This window comes from Staphylococcus sp. T93, from assembly GCF_016743875.1.
Taxonomy (GTDB): domain Bacteria; phylum Bacillota; class Bacilli; order Staphylococcales; family Staphylococcaceae; genus Staphylococcus; species Staphylococcus aureus.
On sequence record NZ_CP068247.1, the window covers coordinates 192200 to 216131 of the forward strand.

24 protein-coding genes are annotated in these 23932 nt (G+C 32.1%); 15 read left to right on the top strand and 9 right to left on the bottom strand.

The genetic code is table 11. From position 1 onward, the window contains the following. Positions 1 to 89 precede the first annotated feature (89 nt). The 5 genes from JG553_RS00935 (at position 90) to JG553_RS00955 (ending at position 5644) form a co-directional block, all read left to right on the top strand. Positions 90 to 1016: a CobW family GTP-binding protein gene (locus JG553_RS00935; protein WP_000794407.1), complete on the top strand. Its 927-nt coding sequence runs from the start codon at positions 90 to 92 to the stop codon at positions 1014 to 1016. A 102-nt stretch (positions 1017 to 1118) separates the two neighbouring features. Continuing rightward, positions 1119 to 2027: an aldo/keto reductase gene (locus tag JG553_RS00940; protein WP_000435107.1), complete on the top strand. Its 909-nt coding sequence runs from the start codon at positions 1119 to 1121 to the stop codon at positions 2025 to 2027. Positions 2028 to 2061: 34 nt separating this feature from the next. Beyond that, positions 2062 to 2349, top strand: a complete 288-nt coding sequence (locus JG553_RS00945) for a hypothetical protein (protein WP_000180419.1) — start codon at positions 2062 to 2064, stop codon at positions 2347 to 2349. Between the two features lie 282 nt (positions 2350 to 2631). After that, on the top strand, positions 2632 to 4185 hold the full coding sequence (locus tag JG553_RS00950) for an SLC13 family permease (protein WP_001288049.1): 1554 nt from the start codon (positions 2632 to 2634) through the stop codon (positions 4183 to 4185). 85 nt (positions 4186 to 4270) lie between these two features. Then, positions 4271 to 5644 carry a cryptochrome/photolyase family protein gene (locus tag JG553_RS00955; protein WP_000952049.1) on the top strand — a complete coding sequence of 458 codons (1374 nt, stop codon included), beginning with the start codon at positions 4271 to 4273 and terminating at the stop codon, positions 5642 to 5644. A 154-nt stretch (positions 5645 to 5798) separates the two neighbouring features. On the opposite strand, the gene JG553_RS00960 is transcribed toward JG553_RS00955, so the two are convergent. The 3 genes from JG553_RS00960 to JG553_RS00970 form a co-directional block, all read right to left on the bottom strand. Beyond that, entirely contained in the window at positions 5799 to 6083 is a 285-nt protein-coding gene (locus tag JG553_RS00960) for a hypothetical protein (RefSeq protein WP_000154465.1), read from the bottom strand. Beyond that, entirely contained in the window at positions 6080 to 6697 is a 618-nt protein-coding gene (locus JG553_RS00965; RefSeq protein WP_001191874.1) for a DUF1361 domain-containing protein, read from the bottom strand. Before JG553_RS00965 ends, JG553_RS00960 begins: the two co-directional genes overlap by 4 nt. Positions 6698 to 6882: 185 nt before the next feature. Then, on the bottom strand, positions 6883 to 7305 hold the full coding sequence (locus JG553_RS00970) for a PPC domain-containing DNA-binding protein (protein ID WP_000776018.1): 423 nt from the start codon (positions 7303 to 7305) through the stop codon (positions 6883 to 6885). A 208-nt stretch (positions 7306 to 7513) separates the two neighbouring features. Here JG553_RS00970 and norA point away from each other — a divergent pair, with 208 nt between their 5' ends. From norA to csbB, 10 genes are all read left to right on the top strand, one after another. Further along, complete coding sequence (norA, locus tag JG553_RS00975) at positions 7514 to 8680, top strand: multidrug efflux MFS transporter NorA (protein ID WP_001041272.1); 1167 nt, start codon at positions 7514 to 7516, stop codon at positions 8678 to 8680. Positions 8681 to 8972: 292 nt separating this feature from the next. Then, the gene (locus JG553_RS00980; protein WP_000216727.1) at positions 8973 to 9425 is read left to right on the top strand and encodes a hypothetical protein; all 453 of its coding nucleotides are present in this window, start codon (positions 8973 to 8975) and stop codon (positions 9423 to 9425) included. 173 nt (positions 9426 to 9598) lie between these two features. Next, entirely contained in the window at positions 9599 to 10081 is a 483-nt protein-coding gene (gene ybaK / locus JG553_RS00985) for a Cys-tRNA(Pro) deacylase (RefSeq protein WP_001107241.1), read from the top strand. A 249-nt stretch (positions 10082 to 10330) separates the two neighbouring features. Further along, entirely contained in the window at positions 10331 to 11095 is a 765-nt protein-coding gene (locus JG553_RS00990) for a DeoR/GlpR family DNA-binding transcription regulator (protein ID WP_000972699.1), read from the top strand. Beyond that, a complete protein-coding gene (gene pfkB / locus JG553_RS00995; RefSeq protein ID WP_000640743.1) occupies positions 11092 to 12012 on the top strand; it encodes a 1-phosphofructokinase in 921 nt (306 codons plus the stop codon). Before JG553_RS00990 ends, pfkB begins: the two co-directional genes overlap by 4 nt. 5 nt (positions 12013 to 12017) lie before the next feature. After that, the gene (locus JG553_RS01000) at positions 12018 to 13976 is read left to right on the top strand and encodes a PTS fructose transporter subunit IIABC (protein ID WP_001266541.1); all 1959 of its coding nucleotides are present in this window, start codon (positions 12018 to 12020) and stop codon (positions 13974 to 13976) included. Between the two features lie 307 nt (positions 13977 to 14283). Beyond that, a complete protein-coding gene (gene nagA, locus JG553_RS01005; RefSeq protein ID WP_001292245.1) occupies positions 14284 to 15465 on the top strand; it encodes an N-acetylglucosamine-6-phosphate deacetylase in 1182 nt (393 codons plus the stop codon). 220 nt (positions 15466 to 15685) lie between these two features. Beyond that, entirely contained in the window at positions 15686 to 17035 is a 1350-nt protein-coding gene (locus tag JG553_RS01010; RefSeq protein WP_000450257.1) for a hemolysin family protein, read from the top strand. Positions 17036 to 17256: 221 nt separating this feature from the next. Continuing rightward, the gene (locus tag JG553_RS01015) at positions 17257 to 18096 is read left to right on the top strand and encodes an aldo/keto reductase (RefSeq protein ID WP_000931237.1); all 840 of its coding nucleotides are present in this window, start codon (positions 17257 to 17259) and stop codon (positions 18094 to 18096) included. Between the two features lie 131 nt (positions 18097 to 18227). Beyond that, the gene (gene csbB, locus JG553_RS01020) at positions 18228 to 19211 is read left to right on the top strand and encodes a lipoteichoic acid-specific glycosylation protein CsbB (protein WP_000702782.1); all 984 of its coding nucleotides are present in this window, start codon (positions 18228 to 18230) and stop codon (positions 19209 to 19211) included. A 71-nt stretch (positions 19212 to 19282) separates the two neighbouring features. Here the strand turns inward: csbB and saeS are convergent, their stop codons facing one another. The 6 genes from saeS to queE form a co-directional block, all read right to left on the bottom strand. Then, complete coding sequence (gene saeS / locus JG553_RS01025) at positions 19283 to 20338, bottom strand: two-component system sensor histidine kinase SaeS (protein WP_000244412.1); 1056 nt, start codon at positions 20336 to 20338, stop codon at positions 19283 to 19285. Then, positions 20338 to 21024: a response regulator transcription factor SaeR gene (saeR, locus tag JG553_RS01030; RefSeq protein ID WP_000149344.1), complete on the bottom strand. Its 687-nt coding sequence runs from the start codon at positions 21022 to 21024 to the stop codon at positions 20338 to 20340. Before saeR ends, saeS begins: the two co-directional genes overlap by 1 nt. Further along, positions 20999 to 21472 carry a DoxX family membrane protein gene (locus tag JG553_RS01035; RefSeq protein ID WP_001037807.1) on the bottom strand — a complete coding sequence of 158 codons (474 nt, stop codon included), beginning with the start codon at positions 21470 to 21472 and terminating at the stop codon, positions 20999 to 21001. Before JG553_RS01035 ends, saeR begins: the two co-directional genes overlap by 26 nt. 341 nt (positions 21473 to 21813) lie before the next feature. Further along, positions 21814 to 22254: a DM13 domain-containing protein gene (locus JG553_RS01040; protein ID WP_001093553.1), complete on the bottom strand. Its 441-nt coding sequence runs from the start codon at positions 22252 to 22254 to the stop codon at positions 21814 to 21816. Between the two features lie 279 nt (positions 22255 to 22533). Then, a complete protein-coding gene (locus JG553_RS01045) occupies positions 22534 to 23118 on the bottom strand; it encodes a hypothetical protein (protein ID WP_000637687.1) in 585 nt (194 codons plus the stop codon). Positions 23119 to 23216: 98 nt separating this feature from the next. Next, entirely contained in the window at positions 23217 to 23930 is a 714-nt protein-coding gene (gene queE / locus JG553_RS01050) for a 7-carboxy-7-deazaguanine synthase QueE (protein ID WP_001062972.1), read from the bottom strand. Positions 23931 to 23932 lie beyond the last annotated feature (2 nt).

Consider the following 23932-nt stretch of genomic DNA (forward strand, 5'->3'; position numbering starts at 1 on the left):
AGATATTTTTGATTAAATCAAGCAAAAAGATAATTTAATATATATGTTATCATTTTTAAAAATAACTGTAATAGAAAAGAGAATATAAAATGAAAAATAATAAAGATGAAAAAATAAGAATATCCATAATTAACGGATTTTTGGGTAGTGGTAAAACCACGTTACTGACACATTATATTAGTGAATTATTAAAAAATGATGAGAAAATTAAAATCATCATGAATGAATTCGGTACTTTTGATATTGATAGCAATAGTATTTCAAATGAAATTGAAGTCCATTCATTGATTAATGGTTGTGTTTGTTGCGATCTTAAACAAGAACTTGTCTATGAACTAAAAGCCATTGCTTTAAAAGGGGACGTTAATCATGTCATCATAGAAGCGACAGGCATTGCGCATCCTTTGGAATTACTAGTTGCATGTCAAGATCCGCAAATCGTTAATTTCTTTGAAAAGCCGATTATTTATGGTGTATTAGATGCGACTCGATTTTTAGAACGTCATCAATATACCGAAAATACAGTTTCGCTGATGGAAGATCAGTTGAAACTAAGTGACATGATTATTATTAATAAAATTGATCTTATAACTGATGACAGTCTTGAGAAAATTGATAAGCAATTAGGTATGATTTGTGCAAGTATTCCAACTTATAAAACAACCTATGGAAAAGTTTCGTTGGAAGAATTGGACTTAACTGTTAAAGACAGAGAGATATCGTCTCATCATCACCATCATCATGGGATTAAAAGTATGACTTACACGTTTACAGGTCCGATTGATCGTCATTTGTTTTATCAATTTATAATGAAATTACCGGAATCTGTTCTACGTTTGAAAGGTTATGTGTCATTTAGAGATCAACCAAATGCAATTTATGAATTTCAATATGCATATGGTTTACCAGACTATGGAATAATTGGCATGCAATTACCATTAACGATTGTTATTATTGGTGAAACTTTAGATACAAATCACATACGTAATCAATTGGATATGCTACAATTTACGTAAATCAGAAAATGTGTTGTTTCAATTTAACGGAAATAGCACATTAATTTCTTAATACTTTTATTGTGAATATTTTGTGACATTGAGGGATGGAGTGGATGAGATATGGAACAAATAATGATTAATCACTATGTTCATTTTTCTAGGCTTGTACAAGGTTTTTGGCGTGCAAATGAATGGAAGATGACTGCGAAAGAGTTAAATTATTTTATAAATGAATTAGTTGAACGTGGAATTACAACGATGGATCATGCTGATATTTATGGAGATTATCAATGTGAATCACTGTTTGGTAATGCTTTGGATTTATCACCCGAATTAAGAAATAAAATTCAAATTGTTACGAAATGTGGTATCATTTTGCCTTCTAAGCAATTTGATTTTACAAATGGACATCGTTATGATTTGAGTAGTAAGCACATCGTGAAATCTGTTGAACAGTCATTAATCAATTTGAATGTAGATTATTTAGATAGTCTACTCATTCATCGTCCTTCACCATTGATGGATCCAGAACAAGTTGCTGATGCATTAACTAAACTTGTTAAACAAGGTAAGTTGAAGTCATTCGGGGTGTCGAATTTTAATCATTCACAATACCAATTGTTAAATCAATATATTATGAAAGAAAGACTACATATTAGCATCAATCAATTAGAATTATCGCCATATCACGTTGATAGTTTACAAGATGGAACAATGGATTCAATGTATCAAAACCATGTTCAAATCATGGCTTGGAGTCCTTTTGCAGGCGGTAAAATTTTCGACAAGGAAGATATTAAAGCGCAACGTATTATGAAAGTTGTTCAATCAATAGCTGACAAATATGGTGTGAGTGACACAGCTGTGATGATAGCGTGGTTAGTAAAAATACCGCATCGTATCATGCCGATACTTGGAACAAGTCAGTTAAAGCGTATTGATCAAGCAATCGAAGGGCTACAACTTAATTTAGATGATCAGTCGTGGTTTGACATTTACACCGCTATTATCGGACAAGATATTCCGTAAACTTATTTACTTTTAAATCATAAAGGAGCATATCATGACAAACGAAGATAAACGTTTCGAACAATTAAGATTTGAACGCAAATTTATAGTTATTCCGTATTTAATTTATGCAGTCATTGTATTACTATTAAATATTTTCTATTCTGATTTGAAAATAACAATGACATTATTCGGACTTTTCTTTGCGTATAATGTAGTCATTTTGTTCATAGCATTTGTTAAACATTATAAACGCACATTGTTACTAAGTCTTATATTAACAGTGCTTAGTGGCGCGGCATTCTTTGGAATTATTTATGTTTATGGCATTAATCATTTTTAAACATTAAAAAGAGACTATCTACAATAATCTCATTTGCATTTTATCTAACTAAGTTTAACTTTTGCTTAGAAAAATGATGCTATGAGGATATTCAGTAGATAGTTTTTTTATGATCTAATATTTAAACTTAGATATCGTTTTGTAATTAACCGAGATAACTCATCACCTAGCAATATTATTTACAAAATATTTCGATAAAATTGTGTATTTTGCATAAATTAAAAATGTATGTTTTAAAAAATTGTTATAATTAAATTAAGATTAAACAAAGGGGTGACTGTTATGTCAGAAGAAAAACATGTAGTTGAACATGAACAACAAAAGAAAGAAAAGACAAAAAAGCAATACAAGCCATTTTGGATTGTCATGAGTTTTATAATACTTATAGTTGTACTATTACTCCCGGCACCTTCAAGTCTGCCGATAATGGCTAAGGCAGTACTAGCTATTTTAGCTTTTGCAGTTATTATGTGGGTAACGGAAGCTGTATCATATCCGGTGTCAGCAACTTTAATTATTGGCTTAATGATATTACTTTTAGGATTTAGCCCTGTTCAAAATTTAGGGGAGAAGCTAGGTAATCCGAAAAGTGGCAGTGCTATTTTAGCTGGAAGTGACCTTCTAGGAACTAATCATGCATTATCATTAGCGTTTAGTGGATTTGCAACTTCAGCTGTAGCTCTCGTTGCAGCTGCATTATTTTTGGCTGCTGCTATGCAAGAAACGAATTTGCATAAAAGACTAGCTCTTTTAGTGTTATCAATTGTTGGTAATAAAACTAGAAATATAGTTATTGGAGCAATTATCGTTTCAATTGTACTTGCATTTTTCGTTCCTTCTGCAACAGCTAGAGCAGGGGCAGTTGTACCAATCTTGCTGGGTATGATTGCGGCATTTAAAGTTTCCAAAGATAGCAAGTTAGCGTCTTTATTAATAATTACTTCAGTACAAGCTGTGTCAATTTGGAATATTGGTATCAAAACGGCGGCAGCACAAAATATCGTAGCGATTAATTTTATAAACCATCAATTAGGATTTGATGTTTCATGGGGCGAGTGGTTCTTATATGCAGCGCCTTGGTCCATAGTTATGTCCGTAGCTTTATATTTCATCATGATTAAAGTGATGCCTCCAGAAATTAATACAATAGAAGGTGGTAAAGATTTAATAAAAGAAGAATTGCATAAACTTGGCCCCGTTAGCCCACGTGAATGGCGTTTAATTGTTATATCGATGTTATTATTACTGTTTTGGTCAACTGAAAAAGTATTACATCCGATTGACTCTGCATCCATTACTATTATTGCTTTAGGTGTTATGTTAATGCCGAAAATTGGTGTCATGACATGGAAACATGTTGAAAATAAAATACCATGGGGAACAATTATCGTGTTTGGTGTAGGTATTTCACTAGGTAACGTTCTTTTGAAAACAGGTGCAGCTCAATGGTTAAGTGATCAAACTTTTGGTGTTTTAGGTTTAAAACATTTACCTATTATCGCGACAATTGCACTTATCACGCTTTTTAATATATTGATTCATTTGGGCTTTGCGAGTGCAACAAGTTTATCATCAGCGTTAATACCTGTTTTTATTTCGCTAACCTCTACGTTACACTTAGGAGACCAGTCTATAGGATTTGTTTTAATTCAACAATTTGTTATTAGTTTTGGTTTCTTATTACCTGTTAGTGCACCTCAAAATATGTTGGCTTATGGCACTGGTACTTTTACGGTTAAAGATTTCTTGAAGGCAGGTATACCATTGACAATTGTAGGGTATATTCTAGTGATAGTTTTTAGCATGACTTATTGGAAATGGTTAGGTTTGCTTTAATTAAAAATATAAATAAGAATCTAGGTTATTTTAAAGTGACAAAAAGCTTAATAAAATAAAAAGATAATTGAAGGGTGTTTTGTTTATGGCAATTGCTGTGTTATTAAATCGAATGTTTCGAATGGAACACAATCCATTATTTGAATATATTTATCAACAAAAAGAAGACATTGATGCATGTTATTTTATCATTCCGGAAGAGGACATGTCTTCAGCTTCTGATTTGAAAGCACAGTTTTATCGCGGTACTTTGCAGCGCTTTTACCAATCGTTGCACGCAGAAAAGCTTACACCTTATGTTATGTCTTATGACGATATCATTTCATTTTGTAAAGAAAACAATATCTCTGAAGTAGTGACTGCGGGTGATATTATGAGTTATCATCTTGAAGAATATGATATTTTACATCAACGTTCTTTATTCAATGAAGCACGCATTGCCGTTACTTTGATACGTGGGAATCATTACTTTAAAGCGAGTAAAACAATGAATCAACAAGGGGAGCCATACAATGTTTTTACTAGTTTCTATAAAAAATGGCGACCTTACTTGAGGCATAGAGACGTATATCACTATGATTTAAAATCATTCGAAAACTTTGTCATTGCATCACCTGATGATTTAGTGTTTGATGACATAGCATTTGGATCCTCACAAATAATTGAACAGAATAAATGGCAACATTTTTTAGATCAAGATATACAGAATTACGAAAGCGGAAGAGACTATTTACCTGAAGTATTAACAAGTCAGCTAAGTGTTGCTTTAGCATATGGATTATTAGATATTATTGAAATTTTTAATGATTTATTGGCGCGTTATGATGAAGATGAGGCAAACTATGAAGCATTTATACGTGAACTCATTTTTAGAGAATTTTATTATGTGTTAATGACACAGTATCCTGAAACCTCATACCAAGCTTTCAAACCTAAATATCGACAGATAAAATGGTCGCAAAATGAAGCGGATTTTAATGCATGGTGCGAAGGGCAAACAGGATTTCCAATCATTGATGCAGCAATAATGGAATTGACACAAACTGGTTTTATGCATAATCGAATGAGAATGGTTGTGTCGCAATTTTTAACCAAAGATTTATTTATAGATTGGACATGGGGAGAAAAATTCTTTAGAAAGCACCTTATTGACTATGATGCAGCATCAAATATTCATGGATGGCAATGGTCTGCTTCTACAGGTACGGATGCAGTGCCGTATTTTAGAATGTTTAATCCAATAAGACAGAGTGAACGCTTTGATGCTAAAGCTTTGTATATCAAAACATATCTTCCGATTTTTAATCAAATTGATGCAAAATATTTGCATGATACACAACGCAATGAGTCCAACCTTTTTGAACAGGGGATTGAATTAGGTAGTCATTATCCAAGACAAATGGTAGATCATCAAGAAAAACGTACACAAGTTTTAGCTACATTTAAAGCGCTAGACTAATTCGGCTCAATTGATAGATCTGGCATGAGTAAAATCTGGAGCAGAATATAAAGTTCTTAAGCAATATAAATAAGCCAATTTCTATTATTGATGTGATAGAAATTGGCTTTCCTCAAATATATAAGTTGTATTTAGTTTTCTTATTAATTTGATGTTATCTTAGTATGTCCGTAAATAAAGTGAGGTATAGTACGACATACTCTAAAAACGTAGCGAGATAAATATATTTCAATCTAACTTTTATGTTTTGAGGCACTTGCCATTTAGGATATTGTCGTTCGTAATACGACACTTGTTGTATAAATACACCTAGTCCAAATGGCAGCATCATGAGTAAGATACTTCTTAAATAACTTAAACCAATATCATGCCATATGTGTCCAATAATCAATTGAAAGACAATGATAGATACTATTAAAACGATTATATTTATTGTCACTTGTTCAAACGCACTCCTTTTCCAAATAATAGAATTGCTGCTTGCATGACAACCATAAAACATACAAACATAGCAGTTTTAAGCGTTAGACTTTCTAGAATGTGATTTAGAACATGTAAGGGCTCATTAAAGAAATAAACGGAATGTAAGCGTAAGAAACGACCAATATAAATTCCGAATCCATTTAAAAACATTAGCACGACAACAATTAATCTATTAAGCCAACGGTGAGAAGTCAATGTTAGTATTTCAAAATAGATTAAAATCATCACATAAACCGCTAAGAAGACACCAAGCAGTAAATAGGTAAAGTATTTCCACTCACTTAAATTTAGTCCTGCGTAAAAGTTGAATTGAAATTGGTTCAAATGGATTAAATCAGTTACCATATAAAATGTATTTGGTAAAAGTAACACAAATATAAAACTATATATGATAAAGAGTGGCCATTCATACTTTTTATTCGGTTTGAATAATCGTAATAATAGACTAAGCTCAAAAGGTATATATGCTAAAAACAAATTTAAAGTCATAAATTGAAAAATTTTAGTCTCAAAAAGGGAGACGATAAATAAAATTAAAAAGTAAATTCTAGCGATGTATCGAGATTGCATCAATAATAAACACTACTTTCTAATGAAAAAGTTATTCATTCAAATGTGATAGTTATAAACGCATTCAATTCCTAATTAAAAATTTAATTTAACTCGTTGAAGTATATTAATAAACGAGAATGCATTTATGATTAAGCACTTATGATAACTTGTAATAAAATTTGATTCAACTAAAAAGTAAAGTGCTATTGAGGATCAAGTAAATTTAAACCGACTGCATCTTTGAATGAACGTTGAATGTCCAAATCAGTTACAGTAAGAATGATTTCAGCAGTTGCAGAAACAATTGCTTTAGCGAGATGTCCGCTAAAAGTTTCATATGATTGAGTACCGAAAGTAGCATGCAAATGTGCAAAATGACCATTGTCTAGACGAGAAATATTACCTAATAAGCTCGTCAATTCCAGTGGCTCAGTAATATGTTTTTCTTCGTATTGTTTCGTTGTTAAATTGAAAAATTTTAATACAACGTCATCACATGCACCAATGCCGCTGACAGATGTAAATGTTAAGTCTTGGTCATCTGCAAAGGTTGTTATACATTCAACGATATCTTCTCCTTTTTCCAACACTAGTAGTATAGTATGATTACTTTTTTGCAATTTCATATGATCAATCCCCTTTATTTTAATATGTCATTAATTATACAATTAAATGGAAAATAGTGATAATTACAAAGAAAAAATATTGTCAAATGTAGCAATGTTGTAATACAATATAGAAACTTTTTACGAATATTTAGCATGAATTGCAATCTGTCGTGGAAAAGAAGAATAACAGCTTTAAGCATGACATGGAGAAAAAAGAGGTGAGCATATGAATAAACAGATTTTTGTCTTATATTTTAATATTTTCTTGATTTTTTTAGGTATCGGTTTAGTAATACCAGTCTTGCCTGTTTATTTAAAAGATTTGGGATTAACTGGTAGTGATTTAGGATTACTAGTTGCTGCTTTTGCGTTATCTCAAATGATTATATCGCCGTTTGGTGGTACGCTAGCTGACAAATTAGGGAAGAAATTAATTATATGTATAGGATTAATTTTGTTTTCAGTGTCAGAATTTATGTTTGCAGTTGGCCACAATTTTTCGGTATTGATGTTATCGAGAGTGATTGGTGGTATGAGTGCTGGTATGGTAATGCCTGGTGTGACAGGTTTAATAGCTGACATTTCACCAAGCCATCAAAAAGCAAAAAACTTTGGCTACATGTCAGCGATTATCAATTCTGGATTCATTTTAGGACCAGGGATTGGTGGATTTATGGCAGAAGTTTCACATCGTATGCCATTTTACTTTGCAGGAGCATTAGGTATTCTAGCATTTATAATGTCAATTGTATTGATTCACGATCCGAAAAAGTCTACGACAAGTGGTTTCCAAAAGTTAGAGCCACAATTGCTAACGAAAATTAACTGGAAAGTGTTTATTACACCAGTTATTTTAACACTTGTATTATCGTTTGGTTTATCTGCATTTGAAACATTGTATTCACTATACACAGCTGACAAGGTAAATTATTCACCTAAAGATATTTCGATTGCTATTACGGGTGGCGGTATATTTGGGGCACTTTTCCAAATCTATTTCTTCGATAAATTTATGAAGTATTTCTCAGAGTTAACATTTATAGCTTGGTCATTATTATATTCAGTTGTTGTCTTAATATTATTAGTTTTTGCTAATGACTATTGGTCAATAATGTTAATCAGTTTTGTTGTCTTCATAGGTTTTGATATGATACGACCAGCCATTACAAATTATTTTTCTAATATTGCTGGAGAAAGGCAAGGCTTTGCAGGCGGATTGAACTCGACATTCACTAGTATGGGTAATTTCATAGGTCCTTTAATCGCAGGTGCGTTATTTGATGTACACATTGAAGCACCAATTTATATGGCTATAGGTGTTTCATTAGCAGGTGTTGTTATTGTTTTAATTGAAAAGCAACATAGAGCAAAATTGAAAGAACAAAATATGTAGCATAAGTATTTTGGTGTATATTGATATAAAGTAAAGCGTAATATTATGAATGATTAGCATCGTTTTTCTTATGAATTTTATTAAGAAAATTCGATGCTTTACATTTAAAAAGATTCGATTGACTAAATGTTTTACTCTTTATATTTAAATGTTATATGTAACAAAAAATGATTTTGAGTAATAAACATGTTACAAATATTACATTCTTTTTAAATTGCAATCCACATACCTAATTCATTAACGTTAATGTGTTAAGATGATAAAAAATGAGTAAGGAAATGTGGGTAAGGGGATGACAGTAAAAAATTTATTTTTAGGCTTTGTTGCTGTAATATTAACCGTTTGTTTAATTGGTTTATTAATATTAGCAACAAATGAAGATGCGCTTGCTAAGGTACATAAAACAATTAATACGCTTAACGCGATAAATGTATCAACTGAAGATACTTATAAAAAGAAAATGGATATTCTCAATATTCATACTGCTAAAGCATCTGAAGTGAATGAAAATGTGAAAAAGCAAAATCATTTTAAACATCGTGTGAATGCAAATAAATCAAATTCTTTTAACGAACAAGAGTGCCAAGTTATTGCTGATCGTTATGCAGATAAGCATATCAATGATAATTATGGTTTAGAAAGAATTTCTAAGACAAATCATGGATATAATTATGTGTATTCCAATGATAATTCAACTAGTAAGCAACATGTAAGTATTTCAAATCAAGGCATAATAACGAAATAATAGATGGAACAGTGTATTCTAATTGGATATACTGTTTTTATTTTGCAATAATTTAATTTAAAAAGGTGAATTCAACTTATAAAATGATGTAAATGTTATGTCAAAATCAACCAATCCGTAATGTATTTTAAAATGTTAATATAGTTCTGAAGAAGTATAAATGAGGTGTTGAAATGGCTAAAAATAAGAAAACGAACGCGATGCGTATGCTTGATCGTGCAAAAATTAAATACGAAGTTCATAGCTTTGAGGTACCAGAAGAACATTTATCTGGTCAAGAAGTCGCAGAACTCATACAAGCAAATGTTAAAACAGTATTTAAAACGCTTGTTCTAGAAAATACAAAACATGAACATTTTGTATTTGTTATCCCAGTAAGTGAAACTTTAGATATGAAAAAGGCAGCTGCTTTGGTTGGAGAGAAGAAATTGCAGCTTATGCCTTTAGATAATTTGAAAAATGTAACGGGATACATTCGTGGTGGGTGTTCGCCTGTTGGTATGAAAACATTGTTTCCAACAGTCGTTGACAAATCGTGTGAAAATTATAGTCATATCAGTGTGAGTGGTGGGCTTCGAACAATGCAAATCACAATAGCTGTTGAGGATTTGATTACAATAACTAAAGGCAAAATTGGAGCAGTTATCCATGAATGATTAATAACAACAAAAAGTATGGGGCAAGATTAGGAGTGTGACAGAGATGAAATTTTTATAAAATTCATTTCTGCCACACTCCTTTTTGATTGAATTAGCATTTTACGATCATAAACAGTCATTATAATTGAGTATTTGAACATAAAAATGTAATTTTATCGTAACAATTTGAGTGTTTGTGATTGTTTTTGGTAATTTATGATTGAAAAGTGAAAGCGTACTCATTATAATACAAAGTGAGATGGGGTGATGATGATAATTACTGAAAAAAGACACGAGTTAATATTAGAAGAACTTTCGCACAAAGATTTTTTGACTTTACAAGAATTAATAGATCGAACTGGTTGCAGTGCTTCAACAATACGAAGAGATTTATCTAAACTACAACAATTAGGGAAATTGCAACGTGTGCATGGTGGTGCAATGTTAAAAGAAAATCGTATGGTTGAGGCGAATTTAACTGAAAAATTAGCAACGAATCTTGATGAAAAGAAAATGATTGCTAAAATAGCAGCTAATCAAATCAACGATAATGAATGCTTATTTATCGATGCTGGTTCATCTACATTGGAGCTAATTAAATATATTCAAGCGAAAGATATCATTGTGGTAACCAATGGTTTAACACATGTAGAAGCTTTACTTAAAAAAGGTATTAAAACAATTATGCTAGGTGGTCAAGTTAAAGAAAATACACTTGCTACGATTGGTTCTAGTGCTATGGAGATATTAAGACGATATTGTTTCGATAAAGCTTTTATCGGGATGAATGGATTAGATATTGAACTTGGATTAACTACTCCCGATGAGCAAGAGGCATTAGTTAAACAAACAGCAATGTCATTAGCCAATCAATCATTTGTACTTATAGATCATTCTAAGTTTAATAAAGTATATTTTGCTCGTGTACCTTTGCTAGAAAGTACGACAATCATCACATCTGAAAAAGCATTAAATCAAGAATCGTTAAAAGAATACCAACAAAAGTATCACTTTATAGGAGGGACTTTATGATTTATACAGTGACTTTCAATCCTTCAATTGACTATGTCATTTTTACGAATGATTTTAAAATTGATGGTTTGAACAGAGCAACAGCAACATATAAATTCGCTGGGGGGAAAGGTATTAATGTCTCGCGCGTCTTAAAGACATTGGATGTTGAGTCAACTGCCTTGGGATTTGCAGGTGGATTTCCTGGGAAATTCATTATAGATACATTAAATAACAGTGCAATTCAATCGAATTTTATTGAAGTTGATGAAGATACACGTATTAATGTGAAATTAAAAACAGGACAAGAAACAGAAATCAATGCACCGGGTCCTCATATAACGTCAACACAATTTGAACAACTGTTACAACAAATTAAAAATACAACAAGCGAAGATATAGTTATTGTTGCTGGAAGTGTACCAAGTAGTATTCCAAGCGATGCGTATGCGCAAATTGCACAAATTACAGCACAGACAGGTGCTAAATTAGTAGTCGACGCTGAAAAAGAATTGGCTGAAAGCGTTTTACCATATCATCCACTATTTATTAAACCTAATAAAGATGAATTAGAAGTGATGTTTAATACAACAGTGAACTCAGACACAGATGTTATTAAATATGGTCGTTTGTTAGTTGATAAAGGTGCGCAATCTGTTATTGTCTCGCTTGGCGGTGATGGTGCTATTTATATTGATAAAGAAATCAGTATTAAAGCAGTTAATCCACAAGGGAAAGTGGTTAATACAGTTGGCTCTGGTGATAGTACAGTTGCAGGCATGGTGGCTGGAATTGCTTCAGGTTTAACGATTGAAAAAGCATTCCAACAAGCAGTCGCATGCGGTACTGCCACGGCATTTGATGAGGACTTAGCAACACGGGACGCTATAGAAAAAATAAAATCACAAGTTACGATTAGCGTACTTGATGGGGAGTGAAAATAATGAGAGTAACAGAGTTATTAACAAAAGATACAATAGCAATGGATTTAATGGCAAATGACAAAAATGGTGTTATTGATGAGTTAGTAAATCAATTAGACAAAGCAGGTAAATTAAGTGATGTCGCGTCATTTAAGGAAGCGATTCACAATCGAGAATCACAAAGTACAACTGGTATCGGCGAAGGTATTGCCATTCCACATGCCAAAGTGGCCGCAGTTAAGTCACCAGCTATTGCGTTTGGTAAATCTAAAGCAGGCGTAGATTATCAAAGTTTGGATATGCAACCAGCACACTTATTCTTTATGATTGCAGCGCCAGAAGGTGGCGCCCAAACACATCTAGATGCTTTAGCTAAGTTGTCTGGTATTTTAATGGATGAAAATGTACGTGAGAAATTATTACATGCTTCATCACCTGAAGAAGTACTAGCGATCATAGATGAGGCTGATGATGAAGTGACAAAAGAAGAAGAGGCAGAAGCTGAAGCACAACAAGTTGCAACTGCAGAACAATCATCTAAACAATCTAATGAGCCATATGTGTTAGCAGTAACTGCTTGTCCAACAGGTATTGCACACACATATATGGCACGTGATGCATTGAAAAAGCAAGCGGATAAAATGGGTATTAAAATTAAAGTAGAAACGAATGGTTCAAGCGGCATTAAAAACCATTTAACTGAACAAGATATTGAAAATGCAACAGGTATCATTGTTGCTGCTGATGTTCATGTTGAGACGGATCGCTTCGATGGTAAAAATGTCGTAGAAGTACCAGTAGCAGATGGTATTAAACGCCCAGAAGAATTAATTAATAAAGCATTAGATACAAGTCGTAAACCTTTTGTTGCCCGTGATGGTCAAAGAAAAGGTAACTCAAATGACAGTCAAGAAAAATTAAGCCCAGGTAAAGCATTCTATAAACACTTAATGAACGGTGTTTCTAACATGTTGCCACTTGTAATATCTGGTGGTATTTTAATGGCAATTGTATTTTTATTTGGAGCAAATTCATTTAATCCAAAAAGCTCAGAGTACAATGCGTTTGCAGAGCAGCTTTGGAACATTGGTAGTAAAAGTGCATTCGCGTTAATCATTCCAATTTTATCTGGATTCATTGCACGTAGTATTGCGGATAAACCTGGTTTCGCTTCAGGTCTTGTAGGTGGTATGTTAGCAATTTCAGGTGGTTCAGGATTTATTGGTGGTATTATTGCAGGTTTCTTAGCAGGTTACTTAACACAAGGTGTTAAAGCCATGACACGTAAGTTACCACAAGCATTAGAGGGATTAAAGCCAACATTAATTTATCCACTATTAACAGTGACGGCTACAGGCTTATTGATGATTTATGCCTTTAATCCACCAGCATCTTGGTTAAATCATTTGTTATTAGATGGATTAAACAATTTATCAGGTTCTAATATTGTATTATTAGGTTTAGTTATTGGCGCTATGATGGCGATTGATATGGGCGGTCCATTCAACAAAGCGGCATATGTTTTTGCAACAGGTGCGTTGATTGAAGGTAATGCAGCACCAATTACAGCTGCAATGATTGGTGGTATGATTCCACCGTTAGCAATTGCGACAGCGATGTTAATTTTTAGACGTAAATTTACAAAAGAACAACGTGGTTCAATTATCCCTAACTATGTGATGGGTATGTCATTTATTACAGAAGGTGCGATTCCATTTGCAGCTGCCGATCCATTACGTGTTATTCCTTCAATGATGATTGGTTCAGGTATAGGTGGCGCAATTGCTTTAGGCTTAGGTTCACGAATTACTGCGCCACATGGTGGTATTATTGTAATTGTTGGTACTGATGGTGCACACTTACTTCAAACTCTTATTGCACTTCTAGTTGGCACATTAGTTTCAGCATTAATTTACGGTTTAATCAAACCAAAGTTAACTGAAACAGAAATCGAAGCTTCAAAATCAATGGACGAGTAGTTTTAATGATGTAAAATGATTGTTAGCAAAGAGCTTCATATTAAGTTGTATGTTCAATGAATATATGTTAGTTTTATATATCGTGTTAACGGTAGCTTATACAAAGCTGTAAAAACACTTTCTATTAATTCAGTTTTTATGAATTGATATGAAAGTGTTTTTATTTTTAGATAAATGAATGAAGAAATAGACACCACAAATGTATAGACTTTTTTAATATTTTGCAAAAAGTTATGCCAAACGAAGCAGATATAGTAAAATATGAGTGTCTTAAAGTGAAAATTTATAAATAAAGAAGGGTTTATACGTGTCAGAATTAATTATATATAACGGCAAAGTTTATACTGAAGATGGCAAAATCGATAATGGTTACATTCATGTGAAAGATGGACAGATTGTTGCAATTGGAGAAGTGGATGATAAAGCAGCAATTGATAATGATACGACAAATAAAATTCAAGTGATTGATGCTAAAGGTCATCATGTATTACCAGGTTTTATTGATATACATATTCATGGTGGTTATGGTCAAGATGCAATGGATGGGTCATACGATGGCTTAAAATATCTATCCGAAAATTTGTTGTCTGAAGGGACGACATCATACTTGGCCACTACAATGACGCAATCGACTGATAAAATAGATAATGCACTTACAAATATTGCTAAATATGAAGCGGAGCAAGATGTTCACAATGCAGCGGAAATTGTAGGTATACATTTAGAAGGACCATTTATATCTGAAAATAAAGTTGGTGCTCAACATCCGCAATACGTTGTACGCCCATTTATCGATAAAATTAAACATTTTCAAGAGACTGCTAACGGATTAATAAAGATTATGACGTTTGCACCTGAAATTGAAGGTGCAAAAGAAGCGCTTGAAACGTATAAAGATGACATTATTTTTTCAATTGGTCATACAGTAGCAACATACGAAGAAGCAGTTGAAGCTGTTGAGCGAGGAGCTAAACATGTCACGCATTTATATAATGCAGCGACGCCATTCCAACATAGAGAACCAGGTGTTTTTGGAGCAGCATGGTTGAATGATGCTCTACATACCGAAATGATTGTTGATGGCACTCATTCTCATCCGGCATCGGTTGCAATTGCTTACCGTATGAAAGGTAATGAACGTTTTTATTTAATTACCGATGCAATGCGTGCAAAAGGTATGCCTGAAGGAGAATATGATTTGGGTGGACAAAAAGTAACTGTTCAATCGCAACAAGCACGTCTTGCAAATGGTGCGCTTGCTGGTAGTATTTTAAAAATGAATCATGGGTTACGTAACTTAATATCATTTACAGGTGATACATTAGATCATTTATGGCGAGTAACAAGTTTAAATCAAGCCATTGCATTAGGTATCGATGATAGAAAAGGTAGTATTAAAGTAAATAAGGATGCAGATCTTGTTATTCTAGATGATGATATGAATGTAAAATCTACAATAAAACAAGGCAAGGTTCACACATTTAGCTAATAAATAATCATAATTAAATGTATGCAATAGATTTAATCTGTTAACATAAGCACTTTATATTATGATAAAATAGAAGCAATAACATTTTTTTCTGGGGGTGTCTAAATGGGAAGGCGATAACATGTAGTTGTAATTTAAGTCATAGTGATAAATTTGAATGCGTGTTACCCATGAGTGACACATATAACATGGAGGTGAATCCCTAGAAATAGGGAATTAATTGGAAACTTCGACCATAATTAGTTTGATTATATTTATTCTATTAATTGCATTAACCACTGTATTTGTTGGTTCAGAATTTGCATTAGTAAAAATTAGAGCAACAAGAATTGAACAGCTAGCAGATGAAGGAAATAAACCTGCTAAAATAGTAAAAAAGATGATTGCTAATCTAGATTATTATCTTTCTGCTTGTCAGTTAGGTATAACAGTAACATCTTTAGGGTTAGGTTGGCTTGGTGAACCAACGTTTGAAAAGCTATTACACCCAATATTTGAAGCAATCAATTTACCAACTGCATTAACGACGACGATTTCGTTTGCAGTGTCATTTATAATCGTTACGTATTTGCATGTAGTACTTGGTGAATTAGCGCCTAAATCTATAGCTATTCAACATACTGAAAAGCTTGCTTTAGTATATGCAAGACCATTGTTCTATTTCGGTAACATTATGAAACCATTGATTTGGCTGATGAATGGTTCTGCACGTGTTATTATTAGAATGTTTGGTGTAAATCCTGATGCCCAAACTGATGCAATGTCAGAAGAAGAAATCAAAATTATTATTAACAATAGTTATAATGGTGGAGAAATCAACCAAACTGAATTGGCATATATGCAAAATATCTTTTCATTCGATGAAAGACATGCAAAAGATATAATGGTACCTAGAACTCAAATGATTACACTAAATGAACCTTTTAATGTAGACGAATTACTAGAAACAATAAAAGAACATCAATTTACGCGTTATCCAATTACTGATGATGGTGATAAAGACCACATTAAAGGATTTATTAACGTCAAAGAATTTTTAACTGAATACGCTTCTGGAAAAACGATTAAAATAGCAAACTATATACATGAGTTGCCAATGATTTCAGAGACAACACGTATCAGTGATGCATTAATTAGAATGCAACGTGAACATGTACATATGAGTCTTATTATAGATGAATATGGTGGAACGGCAGGTATTTTAACGATGGAAGATATTTTAGAAGAAATCGTTGGAGAAATTCGTGATGAATTTGATGATGATGAAGTGAATGATATCGTTAAAATTGATAATAAGACATTCCAAGTAAATGGCAGAGTACTATTGGATGATTTAACTGAAGAGTTCGGTATAGAATTTGATGACTCTGAGGATATTGATACGATAGGTGGATGGTTACAATCTCGTAATACCAATTTACAAAAAGATGATTACGTGGATACAACTTATGATCGCTGGGTTGTTTCAGAAATCGATAACCACCAAATTATTTGGGTGATATTAAACTATGAATTTAATGAAGCGAGACCTACTATCGGACAGTCTGATGAAGATGAAAAATCAGAATAGATATTAATATATAAACCAACTAAGAATGATTTAATTCATTTTTGGTTGGTTATTTTTTTGACTAAAATTAATGAAAAGTGAAAATAGTATTGGAACTCAATATCTTTAATGATTTAATGAATAATTTTTATTGAAAGCGATAATTCGTATTAATTGAGTTTGTTGAAAAATTTAGGGTAATGTAAAGATATAAAAGATACATAGATTGGAGAGATATAAAGATGTTGAATGAGATACAAATATTAAATAATGGATACCCGATGCCTTCAGTTGGGTTAGGTGTTTATAAAATCTCTGACGAAGATATGACTAAAGTTGTAAATGCTGCAATTGACGCAGGCTATAGAGCGTTTGATACAGCATACTTTTATGATAATGAGGCTTCACTAGGACGAGCATTAAAGGATAATGGCGTCGATAGAGAAGATTTGTTTATAACAACGAAGTTATGGAATGACTATCAAGGTTATGAGAAAACATTCGAATATTTCAACAAATCGATTGAAAATTTACAAACTGATTATCTTGATTTATTTCTAATACATTGGCCTTGTGAAGCAGATGGTCTATTTTTAGAAACATATAAAGCTATGGAAGAACTTTACGAGCAAGGTAAGGTAAAAGCAATAGGTGTATGTAATTTTAATGTTCATCATCTAGAAAAATTAATGGCTCAATCAAGTATCAAACCAATGGTGAATCAAATTGAGGTACATCCATATTTTAACCAACAAGAATTACAAGAATTTTGTGATCGTCACGATATTAAAGTGACTGCATGGATGCCTTTGATGAGAAATAGAGGACTACTAGACGACCCTGTCATTGTTAAAATTGCTGAAAAATATCATAAAACACCAGCACAAGTTGTATTACGTTGGCATTTAGCACACAATAGAATTATTATTCCAAAATCTCAGACACCTAAACGCATTCAAGAAAATATAGATATTTTAGATTTTAATTTAGAATTAACAGAAGTAGCTGAAATTGATGCTTTAAATAGAAATGCAAGACAAGGTAAAAATCCAGATGATGTGAAAATTGGGGATTTAAAATAACTGGATGTTAAATTTTACGTTTATGAATGCCTTTTAATGTGTACATTAAAATAAATGAGTTGGTTTTTACTATTTGATAAAACAATACTCAGGTACATTCAAAATCTTTTAAATAAAAAGGATGGACATAGATGAAAATTAGAGTCGTCATTCCTTGTTTTAATGAAGGGGAAGTCATTACACAAACACATCAACAATTAACTGAAATACTTTCACAAGATAGTAGTGTGAAAGGCTATGATTATAATATGCTTTTCATAGATGATGGTAGTACGGATACCACTATAGATGAAATGCAACATCTTGCCACAATAGATAGGCATGTCAGCTTTATTTCTTTTAGTAGAAATTTTGGAAAAGAAGCAGCTATGATTGCAGGTTACCAGCATAGTACTGAATTTGATGCAGTCATCATGATAGATTGTGATTTGCAACATCCACCTGAATATATTCCGAAAATGGTTGAAGGTTTTATGGAAGGCTATGATCAAGTGATTGCAAAGCGTGATAGAAGTGGTGAAAATTTTAGTCGCAAAACATTAAGCCATTTGTATTATAAGTTAGTTAATTGCTTTGTAGAAGAAGTACAATTTGATGATGGTGTTGGTGATTTTAGACTTTTAAGCCAAAGAGCTGTTAAATCCATTGCATCACTTGAAGAATATAATCGATTTTCAAAAGGGTTATTTGAATGGATAGGCTATAATACTAAAGTGTTTACGTATCAAAATGTTGAGAGACAAAAAGGGGAATCTAAGTGGTCCTTTAAAAAGTTATTTAATTATGGTATTGATGGATTGATTTCCTTTAATAGTAAACCTTTGAGAATGATGATTTATCTTGGCTTGTTTATCTTTTCAATAAGCGTGTTATATATTATCTATTTATTCATCAATATTATGATATCTGGTGTTAATATTCCGGGATATTTTTCAACGATTGCAGCTATTTTATTATTAGGCGGCATACAGTTAATTTCAATTGGTGTTGTAGGTGAATATATTGGCAGGATATATTATGAAGTTAAGGCACGTCCTAAATATATTATTCAAGCTACAAATCTTTCAAGTCTTGAAAATGATGAGAAGGATACCCATAAAGTTTATTCTAAATAAACAAAAAAAGAAGCCCTCATTAATGGGAGCTTCTTTTTAGTCTTTGCATTTTATTTTATAAATAAATCGGATTATGACGTAATGTCTAATTTGTGTAATGTTACAGTCATCGTAGTTCCTACATCTATATCACTGCTTACACTGATTTTTGCGTTATTTTGTTGCGCGAGTTCATTAGCTATATATAAGCCTAATCCAGAACCACCCGTTTTTGTATTACGAGAGTTTTCTACTCTGAATGTACGTTCGAATATACGTTCTTGTAGTTCTGGTATAATGCCAATACCTTCATCGCTAATAGCAATGTCGATAGTATCTTGATCTTCGTTTTCACTAATATTAATATCAATGCGACTACCAACATTTGAAAATTTTAGCGCATTATCAAGTAAGTTTGTTAAAATACGCTCAAGTGGCGTTCGATATTGATAAAATGCATCAATTTCGTTACAGAAATTCACTTCTAATGTGCGGTTTTCATGTTTGATACGTTGCTCATATGGTTGCAATATTGATACAAGTAATTGGTCTAGTTGTATTAATTCTGGGGGATATGTTTTACCTGTATTTAAAGTGATAATATGAGTCATATCATCAAATAATGTTGATAATCTGTTTGCTTGTTTAATTAATATGTCGTATGACTCTTTAATCTCATGATCCTTAGTGATTATACCATCACGTAGTCCTTCAGAATATGAAATAATGCTTGCTAAAGGTGTTTTTAAATCATGGGCTAAGTTTTGAATCAGTTCTGTTTTTTCTTGTTGTTCGGATTTAATTTGATTCATTTGTTGCGTAATTTCAGAAGCCATTTTATTAAAAGATTGATTTAATTCATAAATTTCTTTTGGTGAATTAAACGTTTTATCATTGCTTGCGTAATTTCCGTTAGCAAATTGCTTAGTTTTTATATTAAACTGCTTAATTTTTTGTATAAGTGGATTAATAAAAATACTACATATTAATAAGGTTAAACAGCTTGTAATTATTGTCGTTAAGGTCAAAGTTAGTGTCATATGGCCGTTAAACCACATTAAAATATATGCAATTGCTAAAATAGTTGAAGTTAATAGTATACTCGATACGACGCCAATAATGATTTGACTTCTAATTGATAACACCATTATCGGCTCCTTTCAAATTTATATCCTAATCCCCATACAGTTGTGATGGTATATGTTGTAAAGCTCTCTTTTTCTAATTTTTCTCTAATACGGTGTATATGGACATTCACGGTATTAGCATCTTCGTAATAGTCATATCCCCAAACTTTTTCAAGTAATTCTGATTTAGAAATAACTTCATTTTCTCTAGAAGCTAAATACCACAATAACTCAAATTCCTTAATACGCATAGGGACTTCGTGACCATTTACAGTCACAACTTTACTTAAGTTAATAAGTGTTAATTCATCAAACGACAGTTGTTCAACTGGTTGATGATGGTATTTCTTCATTCTTGTAAGTAAATTATTAATACGTAAAACGAGTTCCCTTGGACTAAATGGTTTTTTGACATAGTCATCTGCACCTAAAGTTAAGGCGTAAATGGTATCATGTTCTTGTGTTTTGGCAGTTAAATAGATAAAGGGGATATCTAATTTTTGCCTTTTCATTTCTTTGACAATGTCGTAACCATTAACTTCTGGCATCATGATATCAAGTACCATGATATCAATATCATTTGATAGTAAAGAAATTGCTTCTTTACCGCTAGTTGTCGTTGTTACTTTGTAACCTTCATATTCAAAATAGGTTTGACAAATGTCTACAATGTCTTGTTCATCATCCACGATCAGTAAGTGGGTCATCTATTTTTTCACCTCTGTTCTTACGACCTCTAAAGTAATTAATGATTTCTTTAAGTGAAATCTGTTTTAACAATGAGTGACTCATTAGTAAAAGGATAAAGAAAGTTAATTGAAGAGGATACGTAAATATCATATCTGCTAAGATATAATTTATCATAACAAAGGCTCCAAAGAAACTAGCAGCATATGCAAAAACTCCAAAAATTAAACCTAATCCAATTGCAATCTCTCCGAGTGGGACAACAATATCAAATAATGACGTCGTATGTGCAACTATATTTGCGAAAAACCACTTATACCACTCTGGTGAATCAGTATTGTTAGCGATGACTGGTACTAAACCTTTCAGCGTAAATCCGCCCGTTAATTTTTCGTAGCCTTGCATTAACATAACAATACCTGAACCCACACGAATGATAAATGTAACGAGTAGCAATAATTTATTCATGATGTTCACATTCTTTCTATTTATTGTGTGTAATTTATATAAACATAAGATTAAGCAACATAATGCGATTTGTAGTGTTATGTGAACAGGAAGTGTTTGAGCTCATGGGTTGCTTAAGCTAAACAAACCTCAAGCTCTAAAAAAATTTACTTATGTGCTCTGCAATCTTATGGGATTTAATAGTTGTATATATATTGAAAAAAGGAAAGTATGATTTCTACAAGCTAGGGGGGCTGTGAAATCATACGCTTTCCATTGAGTAATGAGTGTAATGTATATTTTAAAAATTTGTAATGTATAGTAATAGTATGTTGTAAATAAAAGTTTAACTCAGAAATTGATTATTTTAATTTAGCGCCGCCGAAGATGACGTGAGCTTTTTTACAATAGATTGTTACTTCATCATATTTGCTTAAATCTACATTTTTAAGATCAAATGTTTGTTTTTCTTTATCGTAGTCAACCATTGCGATTTCTTTACCGTTTTTAATGTCGCCATTTTTTGTTAGGTAGACGTATAAATCTGGACCTTTTGATGATTTGTAGTTAGTAAGCATTAATTTACCATTTTTAATCTCAGCTTTACCTTCAACAGTTTCACCGTTTTTAGAACTGAATGTACCTGTTAGGTGTTTTGTTTTATCAGTTTTAACATTGCTATCTTCTGACTTTGTTTTTTGTTCAGTTTTGTTACCTTGATCTTGTGAATTAGAATTACCACAAGCACCTAAAGCTAATGTTGTGATAACAGCACCAGCTGCTAAAAAATATTTTGTATTCATGCTAACTCCTCATTTCTTCAATTTGATAAGTTAAGTTTAAAATGAAGGCAAATAATATGCCATTAACTAATTCTTAACTTCGTTTAAATATCGCTTAACTAATATTGAAGAAAGAATAATTTGAAAATGAAAATAATTGTCTGATTTAAATAAATAGGGGTCAAAATAAGAGGAGGGCGTTTTTTTAAGTAAGGAAATATTTATCTGAACTAGATAACACTATAAAACACTTCTGATATTTTGAACTAAGAATATCAGAAGTGTTTAATAGTTTTGGTATTAAAATTTATAAACCTTTTGCCACAATAAAAACAACAAGAAAATAAGATAGACGATTAAATACAAGTACCAATATGGTGTTAAAACCATCATAACGATAAATGAAATGTTAATAATGATAAGTCCTTTAATCATTAGTTTCTTTATTTTGTTATTATTTTCAGCAGTTTCATCTAAGCTATTAAATGTTGAAATAAACAACATAATACCACCAATGATGAAAATGGCAGGGGCTAAAAATGGAATAGACATATATATTGATTGTGTACTTGAAAAGTCGGTAACACGTTGCGTTAAACTGACAACAATCGTTAATATGATAGCAATAAATTTTTGGTCTGTAATGTATACAGGTTTTAATTTTTTATCAATGTAAAACTGTAGTATCGTCCAAATGATAAACATCGTTATAGTACACAGAGTAATAAAGTTATATTTATCAATTATGAATGTATTTATAAAGGCGTTTATCGTAATAGATAACAACATTGCACTTAATGATAAATGTTGCATTTGATGCCTATATAAATTGAATCCAGTTATAAGTACGACGATAGCAATATTAATTAATATATATACAATCATGATGGACTCCTGTTCGTTATACTTCAATCAACTATTATATCAATTAATATATTGTTATTCATTAGATATGACTTGCAAAAAGTAAAATAAGTTATCCTTTATACACCTTTTTTATTGCTCCAAAGTAATGTATGAAGTTGTGGTAACACATAAACGTGATTCATATCATTACTTTGCATAACTAAATCCACCAACTGCTCGTAGCGTTCTAACAACTTTTCGGTATGATTATCTACGCTGTCTGATAAATATGGGTTACCAACTTGTAAATAGAAGGGAATATCTGGATAACGGTGGTGTATCATTTTGGCAAAATCATAATCTTTATCGTCGAATACAACTACTTTTAAGTTTAATGATGAAGGTACGCATTGTGTAATCACTTCATCTAACTTTTTTAAATCAGGTGTCATAGTTGAACTTGGTGGTTTTGGACTAATCGTTAAATCATCAATTTGTGTCATCCAAGGTTGGAATTTACTGCCTTGTGTCTCCAGTGCGCTGAAAATACCTTTATCTTGAAATAAGTCAACTAACTCTTGGATACCTTTAATTAATGCTGGGTTACCACCAGAAATTGTAACGTGGTTAAATAAATCGCCACCAATTCGTTTTAATTCATCATAAATTTCTTCAGCGGTCATGAGTTTTATATCGCCTTTAGCACTACCATCCCAAGTAAATGCAGAATCACACCAGCTACAGCGATAATCACATCCAGCTGTTCTCACAAACATCGTTTTTCTACCGATTACTCGACCTTCACCCTGAATGGTTGGACCGAATATTTCGAGTACAGGAATTTTAGCCATTA